Origin of the sequence: Chitinophaga sp. W2I13, from assembly GCF_050434005.1 — a bacterium.
In the GTDB taxonomy this organism is placed as follows: domain Bacteria; phylum Bacteroidota; class Bacteroidia; order Chitinophagales; family Chitinophagaceae; genus Chitinophaga.
The window spans coordinates 7,187,365-7,198,464 of sequence record NZ_JBNPWD010000001.1 but is presented as its reverse complement, the minus strand read 5'-3'; the positions used below and the strand labels follow the sequence as shown (position 1 = coordinate 7,198,464).

Below are 11,100 nucleotides of genomic sequence, written 5' to 3'. Positions count from 1 at the left end.
TGAATTTAGGGTATTTTAGTCATTTGTGAACTCCTGAAACGCCCTGTTTATGCGGGGTGCGAAATTTTTATATACAAAAATGTAAAAATTATTTGCAGATTAAATAAGAGTTTCTATATTTGCATCCCGCAATTGACGCGGCGAAGTTCATTAGTAAGATTGCCCAGATGGCGGAATTGGTAGACGCGCTAGACTCAAAATCTTGTTTTCGAAAGGGAGTGCAGGTTCGATTCCTGTTCTGGGCACATTGATTACCAAATACTTAGAAAGGCTCGCGCAAGCGGGCCTTTCTTATTTCCAACAAATTTGCAAACAATTTGCAAACATCCTATGGTGGCTTATTTTTTAAAAGAACTTTCTAATGTAAAACTACGGGAACAAAAGTGGAATTAAAAGACACATCTCCATATAATCTCCATACAGTAGAAAGGTAATTCTATCATAACGGTTGGCAGTTGATTAATTGCGAATAAATTTGAAATAAATTTTTGATCGGCGGGTGTAATTGGGCACCTACTATTTATTCTGAGAGAGATTTTTAAAAGGGCTAAGATAATTTTGAGTAATTCGATTATCTAGGGCATTATAAAAAAAAATACGATTGCCGTTATTCATCATAATCTTTGCCGGACGGAAAAGCAATCGCCTTCCGGTATAGCCAATAAAACAATTTCGACAAACTGAGGATTTCGATTTTTAAAATCGAACGTACCGTTTTGTGCAGTGAAGAAATTTGTTAACCCTATACCGATCTAAACATGAGGCGATTTACTCTCATCGTTGCTTTTCTCATCACTTTTAAGGATACTAAGTAATAACAATCATTACCAAAGAAAAAGGTATCACGGAGAGCTTCTATCAATTCATAAACATAAAACAGCCAATGCTATTTCACTTCTTCAAAAGGCACATCAGTAACATCCCCGCCGCCGCTGCTATTGGACTGATCAGGTTGAGCCTGTGCATTTGCAGTCGTATCACCGCCCGCTGAACCATCATTTTGCCTGTACATATCTTCACCCGCCGCAGCCCATGCTGCATTGAGGTCGGTTAAGGCTTTATCAATAGCAATATCATCCTGATGTTCATGTGCATATTTCAAAGCGGATAATGCGTCCCCGATCGTCGTCTTCTTATCGGCAGATATCTTATCTCCAAATTCCTTTAACTGTTTTTCAGTCTGAAATATCAGGCTGTCGGCTTGATTCATCTTTTCTGCTTTTTTCCTGGCAGCTTTATCTACCGCCTCATTCGCTTTTGCATCCGCCCTCATCTTCTCCACCTCCTCTTTACTCAACCCACTTCCAGCCTCAATACGGATGGTCTGCTGTTTCCCTGTGCCTTTGTCTATGGCGCTGACATTCAAAATACCATTCGCATCAATATCAAATATTACTTCAATCTGGGGAACGCCTCTGGGTGCAGGTGGAATGCCATCCAAATTGAAAATCCCCAGGCTTTTATTGTCCTTGGCCATCGATCTGTCTCCCTGCAATACCTGTATCTGCACTCCGGGCTGATTATCGCTAGCAGTAGAAAACACTTCTGATTTCTTTGCAGGAATGGTTGTATTGGCAGGTATTAGTGTAGTCATTACGCCTCCCATCGTTTCCAAACCGAGCGATAATGGTGTTACATCCAGGAGTACAACGTCTTTTACTTCCCCGGTTAGGATGGCGCCCTGTATGGCAGCTCCAATTGCTACTACTTCATCCGGGTTCACCCCTTTATTAGGCTTCCTACCGAAAAACTTCTCTACTATGTCCTGTACTTTCGGAATACGGGTGCTTCCACCTACCAGTATGATCTCATCAATATCCTTAGCTGCCAGCCCGGCATCTTTCAGCGCTGCCTGGCAGGGCTTGAGACATCTCTCAAACAAAGAATCTGCTAATTGCTCAAATTTGGCCCGTGTAAGTTTTACTACCAGGTGCTTAGGCGCTCCATCCACAGCGGTAATATAAGGAAGGTTTATCTCGGTTTCTGTAGCTGAAGAAAGTTCAATTTTTGCCTTTTCAGCAGCCTCTTTTAACCTTTGCAGTGCCATGTGGTCTTTACGAAGATCAATGCCCTCATTGCTCTTAAACACCTCTGCCAGCCAGTCCATGATAATCTTGTCAAAGTCGTCACCGCCAAGGTGAGTATCACCGTTAGTAGATTTTACCTCAAACACGCCATCACCAAGTTCCAGAATAGAAATATCGAATGTTCCTCCCCCAAGATCGAATACCGCGATTTTATGATTTCTGTCTTGTTTCCCTAGTCCATACGCCAGAGCTGCAGCGGTAGGCTCATTTACAATACGGCTTACTTTCAACCCGGCTATTTCACCCGCTTCTTTTGTAGCTTGTCTTTGAGCATCATTAAAGTAAGCCGGCACTGTTATTACAGCTTCTGTGACCGCCTGTCCCAAATAATCCTCCGCAATTTTTTTCATCTTCTGCAAAATGATTGCGGAAATTTCCTGAGGAGTATATAGGCGGCCTTCTATATCTATACGGATGGTATCATTATCACCTCTGACTACTTTGTAGCTAACATGAGATAATTCGCTTTGAACCTCGTCAAACTTCCTACCCATAAATCGCTTTACAGACATTATTGTATTGTGAGGATTAGTAATGGCCTGCCGTTTTGCCGGATCACCTACCTTACGTTCTCCGTTTTTACTGAAAGCCACTACTGAAGGGGTAGTTCTTTTTCCCTCGTCATTAGCTATCACGATGGGTTCATTGCCTTCCATTACCGCCACACAGCTGTTAGTAGTACCTAAATCTATTCCGATTATTTTGCCCATAAATAGAAATTAAAGTATTTAAAGAATAAAGCTTAAGGATACATTACCTGAGGTAACCAATTTAAAATATGCCTGCATCAATTTGACCACTCATTGATCACGGAAGTAATGAGGTAATTACTCATCAACTATTTAATCCGGGTAACAACAATGAATGTCATACTATTTACTTTATTTACCATCTCAAGTTTATTTATCATCTCAAGGGAGCTAACTACTCAAGGATAATTTCTATCGTAAAACTAATATTTATCGTCATGTATAGGATAATATGCACAACACTATTAGTATCCAATATTGTGAAAACAATATCGAAAACAATTCTACGCTAATCATTTCTGACCTAACTAAGATTTACTTTTGTCAGAATGGGGTTGAACCTAAAAAATACATTTTTCCACAATCAATAGGCCTTAACAAAGACAAAAGACATAGATACAATATGAATTCTTCTGATAATTATGAAAAGCATTTTGAATCCCAGAATGTAACGGATTATCCAAATACAAATACCATCTTTTGTGTTTGGGTATTTAAAAAAGACGCTGATATTCAACCTGCGTTCGAACAGGTTTGTGCAGTGGTTGCCAACCTAAACCATTCCTTTGCTGTCCGAATGCCGGAGGATAGGGTCAGCTGTGTCATGGGAATTGGCTATGAGGCATGGATAAAGCTGAACTTACCTACGCCGGTACCAAAGGAGTTAACAAATTTCCGGCCTATAGTTGGTGAGAAATACACCGCAGTATCCACCCCGGGAGATATCCATTTCCATTTTCGGGCGGCTAATATTTCCGCATGTATCGATATGTCGGTAGCCATTGCTGCGGTGTTAAACACTGTCGCAGACCGCGTGGAGGAAGTGCACGGCTTCAGATATTGGGATGGCCGGTCAATATTGGGTTTTGTAGATGGTACGGAAAATCCTATTGGAAAACAAAGGGCACGTTTTGGTATGGTGGGTAAAGAGGATCTCCAATATGAAGGTGGCAGCTATCTGTTTGTACAAAAATACGTGCACAATATGGAGGCATGGAACAGTCTGTCGGATGAGCAACAGGAAAAAGTTTTTGGACGCTATAAGATCAGCGATATTGAAATGCCGGAAAACATAAAACCGGGCAACTCCCACAGTGCCTTGGCTGGCATCACTGACGCACAAGGTAATGATTTGAAGATCGTACGGGATAATATGCCTTTTAGAAATGCAGCAAAAAATGAATTCGGCACCTATTTTATCTCATATGCCAATACGTTCAGCACCACTAATGAAATGCTGAAATGTATGTACATCGGAAATCCCCCCGGCAACTATGATCGTATCCTTGATTTCAGCATCGCTCAAACCGGAACTCTTTTCTTTGCACCTTCAGTCGATTTACTTAACGCATACAAAGCAAAGTAGCTGCGGCTTTACAGACGGATTACCATTATTAATCAAAAAATGAAATGGATTATATAGATTATTATAAAATTCTAGGCGTTAACAAAAATGCTACCACGGAGGAAATAAAAAAGGCCTATCGGAAACTGGCTCGCGCACACCATCCGGACCTAAACCCAGGAAACCCCGACGCGGTGAAATTATTTCAGCAGATCAATGAAGCCAATGAAGTATTGAGTGATCCCGAAAAAAGAAAAAAATATGATCAATATGGCAAAGACTGGAAACACGCTGACCAGTTTGAAGAAACACGCAGGCAACAACAAAATAAATCTAGTTATGCCAACGCGAATCCATTTGGCGGTGGCGACTACTATTCCCGCAACGAAGCTGATGAAGGCCACTTTTCGGACTTCTTTGAATCGATGTTTGGCCATTACAATGCAGCAGGTGGCAGGCAATCCAAATTCAGAGGTCAGGACATAAGAGCCTCATTACAACTCAAATTATCTGAAGTTTATCATAACCATAAGCAATCATTCACTGTAAACGGGAAAAACATCCGCATCACGGTTCCTGCAGGCGTTGAAAACGGCCAGGAAATAAAAATCTCCGGCTATGGTTCACCCGGCGTCAACGGAGGACCGAACGGTGATCTCTATATCACTTTTAATATAACAAACGATACAAACTTTATCCGAAAACAGAATGATCTGTTCACAACTGTCCCTCTTAACCTTTATAAAGCCATGCTGGGTGGCGAAGAAACCATTAGCACCCTGTCAGGGGCTGTAAAACTTAAGGTTTTGCCAGAAACGCAAAACGGAGCAAAAATAAGGTTAAAAGGAAAGGGTTTTCCTGTTTATAAAAAGGAAGATACTTATGGAGATCTCTATGTAACATACGAGGTAAAGTTGCCGACAAACTTAACAGCAAAGGAAAAAGAATTATTTCAACAGCTCTCCAAAGAGCGGTAAATGGAAAATACGTATGAAGTCATCAAAAAAAATTTCAGTAGAACAATGTTGTATCTATTATGAAGTAGAAACATCATTTGTCCAGCAGCTGGATGAGTATGGATTGATTGAGCTTATCCGTTCGGGGAAAGAATCATACCTGGCATTTGAGCAGCTGCCCCGCTTCGAAAAATTCAGGCGATTGCATTACGAACTGGATATTAATATCGCAGGATTAGATGCCATACATCATCTGATTAACCGCATAGAGCATCTTCAGCAAAAAATAAAGAACATCGAAAATGCTATAAGCGCACAGTCACAAATGAAGGCAGAAAGACATTCTGTGCAAAAAAAAACCAATCATAAAAAATAAAACATGGCAACAACAAATACTTACATTACTTTCAACGGCACTTGTGAAGAAGCATTCAACTATTACAAGTTAATATTTGGTGGAGACTTTGGCCATATTGTCCGGTACAGTGAATTGCCTGCCAATCAGGGATACCAGGTTACCCAGGCAAATAAAGCTCTTATTATGCATATTTCCCTGCCAATAGGGATGTCCGTATTGATGGGCTGCGATGCAGACGAACAAGGTGCCGCCTCCCTCATACAAGGTAATAACTTCTGTGTGTCTGTTTCGGCGGAGAACAAAGCCGAAGCACAAAAAATATTTTCAGGGCTCGCTCAATACGGTCAAATTGCGGTCCCCCTGGCGATTGCTTTTTGGGGTGATTTATTTGGAATGGTGACAGACCAGTTTGGGATCAACTGGACGGTAAGCTTTGATGCAAAAAATAACAGTTCCCTGAAATAACCCTATTTCAAAAAATTACGCTATCCGGTCAGCTACCTGTCATTCCCTCTGTGCAATTTTACCAAAAGTTCAATCAACGAAACCGTCATTGCCCTGTCGGTTTGTATCCACATCTTTGCCTATCAGTTCCAATAATGTAACCTCAATCATTTCGCACATACTGGTAAGCGCAAGATCGTTAGTATCCACCCCAAAAGGCTCTTCTATCTCATCTGCTATGGCTTCAAAGGCAACAAATGTGTATGCAATAAACGCGACTATAAAAGGCGTTAACCAGCTGAGACTGTCCACCAGTCCGAATGGTAACAAAAAACAGTAGATATAAACGGTCCGATGTAGTAATACCCGATAACTGTATGGGATGGGAGTAGAAACAATTCTCTCGCAACCGCCAATTATCTCAGCTATTTTATCAAGATTTTCGTCGAAACGGGCCTGCTGAATAGAATCTATTTTATTGTCAAGCTTTACTTTCTGTACCCATTCACCTAAAAACCTCATTATAACGGTAGGTTTGTAATGCTCCGGTTCCACTATTTTAAATAATCGTTCCTTCAAGCGACATTCAAGGTCCTGTCGTGGATCTGTTCCTCTTAACTGATGTTTAAGAGCATAAGTACAAGCACTAAGCATTTGTACGAATTCAAGAACTTCCTCATCCTTCAATTGAGGATTAACAAGTGTTAAAGCCTGTCGTGTTAAAGAACGTGTCACGTTGAGCATGCTTCCCCATAGCTTCCGGCCCTCCCAGAAACGTTCGTAGCTTGCGCTATTGCGAAATCCCAGGAATAAGGCCAGCACAAAGCCAAACAAAGTAAGCGGCGCCGGGTTTAACGGAACTTTATAGGACAGGATGTGACCATGAAGATATACTATCACAAATGAAAGTATAAATAGCGCTACCAGCCGTGGCAGTACTTTGGGAAGCACAGATCCATGCCACACAAAAAGCATCCTGAACCAGTGTTCCTTCTTTCTGATAATCATAATTCTATTGTGCTGATTAATTCTGGGAAAGGCTTGTATTACAAATGTAGCGTAAGTAAAATACTTAGAGGCAAAGCAAAAAACTGGATACCGAAATCTAAAATCTCCTATCACACAAGTTATATAAATAAATTCAGATACAATACCGCTTAAATATCAGCATTATCACCACTTAATACAGGTTAGCGTTGAAGCTGCCCTTTATGAAGCATTTCATCTATTTTTTTATATACTTCCGGATCATGTCCTCTAATTTTTATTTTTACATATTTTGACGCTGGCATATTACTCTCTTTTACCACATTGTTTACCGATACCAACACATTGGTTTCAGGAAAATATGTAACAGTATTTTTTTCCGGTATAGGATACGATACTATAATAAATAAAGGAGCGATACGTTCAATGTCGTCATCATAGTTAAATAAATCTACCTTGTCTCCTGCCTTGAATCCTGCTTTATCAATATCCTTTTGATTCATAAATACCACACGCCGTTCATTATGTATACCCCGATACCTGTCATCCAAACCGTAAATAGTTGTATTAAACTGATCATGGGTGCGGGTTGTTGCCATCATATATTCGTCATCGGCAAGCCGGTTTTCCGGAACTACAGTTAGTGTAAAGGGTGCCCGATATCCGTATTGCTTTGCAAAACGCTGCTCATCGCGAGCGGCATTGGGCAGATAGAACCCTCCTTTTTCCCGCACCCGCACGTTATAATCTTTAAATCCAGGAATGCATTGCTCAATATCGTCTCTAACCGCGTCATAACTATCGTGATACCGCTGCCAATTTACCACTGCCCTGCTTCCTAATGTAGCCATTGCCATTCGGCACACAATCTGGGTTTCATTGATGAGGTTCCGGGATACAGGATCCAATACACCTTTAGAATGCTGTACTACTCCCATTGAATTCTCGGTAGAAACAAATTGAAGCTCACCATTAACAATGTCTTTATCACTGCGCCCATATGTCGGTAAAATGATAGCTTCCTTCCCATGAATCAAATGGCCACGGTTTAATTTTGTGGAAACACATACCAACAAATTAAGTTTTCTCAACGCATTTGCAGTATAAGTCGTGTCCGGCGTTGCAGATAGAAAGTTTCCGCCCATACAAAACAGAACTTTTACCTTTTCATCGTGCATGGCTTTAATGACCCGCACTACATCATATCCGTGACTACGCGGCACTTTAAACCCAAAGAAGTTTTCAAGTCGGTCCAGCTGCTCGTCAGTTGGCTTTTCATCAATTAACATTGTTCTGTTTCCTTGTACATTGCTATGCCCCCGCACAGGACAAACACCTCCGCCTTGTATACCTATACTTCCTTTTAGCAGTAAAATATTCAGCATCTCCCTGATCATGTCCACTCCGTTAGGCTGCTGGGTAAGTCCCATGCCCCAGCAAACAATTATGCGCTTTTTAAAGGCGAGCATTTGTGCAGCCTCATATATCGCAGCAGGTTCGAGTCCGGCCTCAGCAGCAAGGTCATCGAGGTTATAATTCGCAAACTGCTCAATGAATAAATCATAGTTTACAGTCTTTTCCCTGATAAACCGGTGATCCAATACTTCTCCCGGAGATTGCTTTTCAAATTCCAGCAATAACAGCTCTATAGCCTTTAAGAATGCCATATCACCATTTATTCTCACCGGTAGATACAGGTCTGCCAGTTTTTCTCCATTCCCCAAAACACCTGATACTTCCTGTGGATTACGAAAGCCCATTAATCCAGCTTCAGGTAAAGGATTGACCGCTATAATCCTGGCCCCGTTCTTCTTTCCCTTTGCCAGAGCACTCATCATTCTTGGCGCATTGGTTCCGGGATTTTGTCCTATAACAATTATTACATCAGTATCATAAAAATCCTCCAACTTCACCGTTCCCTTGCCAATACCAATGGTGGGACGTAGCGCCGAACCAGATGTTTCATGGCACATATTGGAACAGTCAGGCATATTGTTGGTTCCAAACTCTTTTGCGAAAAGTTGGTATACAAAGGAAGCTTCATTACTTGTTCTCCCTGAGGTATAAAATGCCGCTTCATCAGGAGCTTCCAACGCATTAAGATGCTCAGCAATCTTTTTGAATGCGTCATCCCAGCATATCGGTTGATAATGCGTTCCTCCCTTGGGCAGGTACATCGGTTCCGTTAACCGTCCCAATTTGCCAATCCTGTAATCATCTAATTTTGCCAGATCAACCACGGAATTATCCTTGAAGAATTCCGTAGTAAGTTTTTTAGTAGTTGCTTCTTCTGCCAAGGCTTTTGCGCCGTTCTCACAATACTCAGCTATCGGAGACCGCTCATCATCAGGGTCAGGCCATGCGCAACTGGGGCAGTCAAAGCCCTTAAACTGATTCATTTTCAGCAAGGCAATGTTTCCTCTTAAAAAAGCCTTCTCCTCCATGAGATCCTTCATCGCCGCCATCACTGCAGGAACGCCCGCAGCCCAGCTTTTCACCGGAGTTAGTTTAAGATTCAGCAGCCGATATGGGTTTTCAGCATCCGGTATAGCCTTCAGAACCCATTCTGTTCCTCCAGGATGCTGATCTCCTGCATGATGGTCTTCTTTCATAAATACAAGTTTTTACAGACAGTTAAACAGAGGATTGGGAATTACCGCTTTGATCTTCAACAGTATCAATACAAACACAATCCTTTTCAATGAGCAGACTCCTTTAGCTGACCAGCCACTGAAACCCACCGTATTAGTCGTGCCAATTCCCTGAGCATTATTTCAGGCATTCTGATCCTCATATAAATAATTTGAGGCTATGATTTTATTGAAAATGAATCAACATCATAAAATTAAAAAAAATACCTCATGCTAAAATCGGGGTAGGATAGAATATAAATAGAATATAAATTGAAGTCTCAGGAAGTGATAATGATAGACATTAATATCACAATATTCGACACAAATTCCATTTTATTTTGATATTTTTTGTATGCCTGGACGAATTTTGAGCCCAACTGTTATTTTTATATTTTTGTCTTGAAATGCACCGGTTTTTTATTATTATTTTATTTATGGTACTATGCAAATTATTAATTTCATGGTATTTTCGGAATTTATATTAAAATCAGATGACTGAAGAAAATAATAACCATTCAATTGAGTTGAATTCTAATCGGGCCGGAATAGTTAAAAATGAGTCCAACGTGCTATATCAGGAATTTTCAAGTTCAGCACAACTAAATTACTTTCCGGATAGATCTTTTACGATTGTTCTGCTTGACAATGGCGCTGGTGAATGCAGGACAGGCAATACCATGTTTGAACTCCGATCAAAGCAGATTTTCATCCATCTTCCTGATAAAACGTTTGATTGGAAAATTTCGCCTGAGTCCTTCGGTAGAAGACTTTTAATAAAAAGCGCCTTAATGGAAACATTTACAATTCCAATAAGGCACACATTCTCATCTTTAAATAAAAATATTGCCCTAAGCCTTGATGAAGAAGGATATGAGAGATTTAGCTCTGAGTTCAATGCGATCAAAAAAGAAATTGGCTCAAATATTGTTTTCCCTGAGTTAATTAATGCCAGGGCCAGGCTTATTGCTCTAATTGTACACTTATGGAAAGAACATGTACACGGATATACCGAAATATCACAAGGCGCAAGCCTTTCAAATAAGTTCCATGCCTTAATAGATAAGCATTATAAATCTCAAAAAGTTGTCGCTTTTTATGCTCAGCAACTGAGCATAACACCTAACTACCTGGGAATTATTTGTCGCAAGCAATTTGGGAAGTCACCCCTGGAGATGATTCGGGAACGGGTAGTCCTGGAAGCCAAAAAACTCCTTCATAGCTCCGAACTGTCAATAAAGGAAATTGGCTACAGTTTGGGTTATACCAATATCTCTTACTTCTCATTCTTCTTTAAAGAGACTACTGGCATGACACCAAAGGAGTATAGAATAAAATTTTCTGTCCAATAGTAAAACATATGATATCATAATATTGGTAAATACCATTTTGAATAATGTACAGCGGAATGCCAACTACAAGGAAACTGTTTTCCCCTATTTGGATGAGGGATTCGGCAAGGAGTTGTGGGATTTTCAGTAAGCCTGTTTATCATCCCATCATTCAGGTTGACAGGTTGATTTGATAACCCATCAGCGAAATAG

Annotated in this window: 8 protein-coding genes and 1 tRNA gene; 6 read left to right on the top strand and 3 right to left on the bottom strand. The window is 40.6% G+C overall.

The genetic code is table 11. The features are described 5' to 3' along the window. Positions 1 to 161 precede the first annotated feature (161 nt). Positions 162 to 245, top strand: a tRNA-Leu gene (locus tag QFZ48_RS29420). A 641-nt stretch (positions 246 to 886) separates the two neighbouring features. Here the strand turns inward: QFZ48_RS29420 and dnaK are convergent. Next, positions 887 to 2,797, bottom strand: a complete 1,911-nt coding sequence (dnaK, locus tag QFZ48_RS29415) for a molecular chaperone DnaK (protein ID WP_429047271.1) — start codon at positions 2,795 to 2,797, stop codon at positions 887 to 889. Between the two features lie 442 nt (positions 2,798 to 3,239). On the opposite strand from dnaK, the gene QFZ48_RS29410 reads away from it, so the two are divergent. The 4 genes from QFZ48_RS29410 to QFZ48_RS29395 are packed head-to-tail and all read left to right on the top strand — an operon-like array spanning position 3,240 to position 5,960. Continuing rightward, the gene (locus QFZ48_RS29410) at positions 3,240 to 4,202 is read left to right on the top strand and encodes a Dyp-type peroxidase (protein ID WP_429065031.1); all 963 of its coding nucleotides are present in this window, start codon (positions 3,240 to 3,242) and stop codon (positions 4,200 to 4,202) included. A gap of 44 nt (positions 4,203 to 4,246) precedes the next feature. Beyond that, entirely contained in the window at positions 4,247 to 5,158 is a 912-nt protein-coding gene (locus tag QFZ48_RS29405) for a DnaJ C-terminal domain-containing protein (RefSeq protein WP_429047273.1), read from the top strand. Between the two features lie 13 nt (positions 5,159 to 5,171). Further along, entirely contained in the window at positions 5,172 to 5,513 is a 342-nt protein-coding gene (locus tag QFZ48_RS29400; protein ID WP_429047275.1) for a chaperone modulator CbpM, read from the top strand. Positions 5,514 to 5,516: 3 nt separating this feature from the next. Further along, positions 5,517 to 5,960, top strand: coding sequence for a VOC family protein (locus tag QFZ48_RS29395; RefSeq protein ID WP_429047277.1), 444 nt, complete (start codon positions 5,517 to 5,519; stop codon positions 5,958 to 5,960). 69 nt (positions 5,961 to 6,029) lie between these two features. Here the strand turns inward: QFZ48_RS29395 and QFZ48_RS29390 are convergent, their stop codons facing one another. Both QFZ48_RS29390 and QFZ48_RS29385 read right to left on the bottom strand, forming a co-directional pair. Continuing rightward, on the bottom strand, positions 6,030 to 6,947 hold the full coding sequence (locus QFZ48_RS29390) for a bestrophin family protein (protein ID WP_429047279.1): 918 nt from the start codon (positions 6,945 to 6,947) through the stop codon (positions 6,030 to 6,032). A gap of 182 nt (positions 6,948 to 7,129) precedes the next feature. Next, positions 7,130 to 9,538 carry an FdhF/YdeP family oxidoreductase gene (locus QFZ48_RS29385; protein WP_429065029.1) on the bottom strand — a complete coding sequence of 803 codons (2,409 nt, stop codon included), beginning with the start codon at positions 9,536 to 9,538 and terminating at the stop codon, positions 7,130 to 7,132. Between the two features lie 512 nt (positions 9,539 to 10,050). Between QFZ48_RS29385 and QFZ48_RS29380 the strand changes: the two genes are divergently transcribed. Beyond that, a complete protein-coding gene (locus tag QFZ48_RS29380; protein ID WP_429047282.1) occupies positions 10,051 to 10,908 on the top strand; it encodes a helix-turn-helix domain-containing protein in 858 nt (285 codons plus the stop codon). Positions 10,909 to 11,100 lie beyond the last annotated feature (192 nt).

Excerpts from the sequence above, each read along its gene's own strand:
- dnaK (WP_429047271.1), bottom strand. The coding sequence starts at position 2,797 with ATGGGCAAAATAATCGGAATAGATTTAGGTACTACTAACAGCTGTGTG.
- QFZ48_RS29410 (WP_429065031.1), top strand. The coding sequence starts at position 3,240 with ATGAATTCTTCTGATAATTATGAAAAGCATTTTGAATCCCAGAATGTA.
- QFZ48_RS29405 (WP_429047273.1), top strand. The coding sequence starts at position 4,247 with ATGGATTATATAGATTATTATAAAATTCTAGGCGTTAACAAAAATGCT.
- QFZ48_RS29400 (WP_429047275.1), top strand. The coding sequence starts at position 5,172 with ATGAAGTCATCAAAAAAAATTTCAGTAGAACAATGTTGTATCTATTAT.
- QFZ48_RS29395 (WP_429047277.1), top strand. The coding sequence starts at position 5,517 with ATGGCAACAACAAATACTTACATTACTTTCAACGGCACTTGTGAAGAA.
- QFZ48_RS29390 (WP_429047279.1), bottom strand. The coding sequence starts at position 6,947 with ATGATTATCAGAAAGAAGGAACACTGGTTCAGGATGCTTTTTGTGTGG.
- QFZ48_RS29385 (WP_429065029.1), bottom strand. The coding sequence starts at position 9,538 with ATGAAAGAAGACCATCATGCAGGAGATCAGCATCCTGGAGGAACAGAA.
- QFZ48_RS29380 (WP_429047282.1), top strand. The coding sequence starts at position 10,051 with ATGACTGAAGAAAATAATAACCATTCAATTGAGTTGAATTCTAATCGG.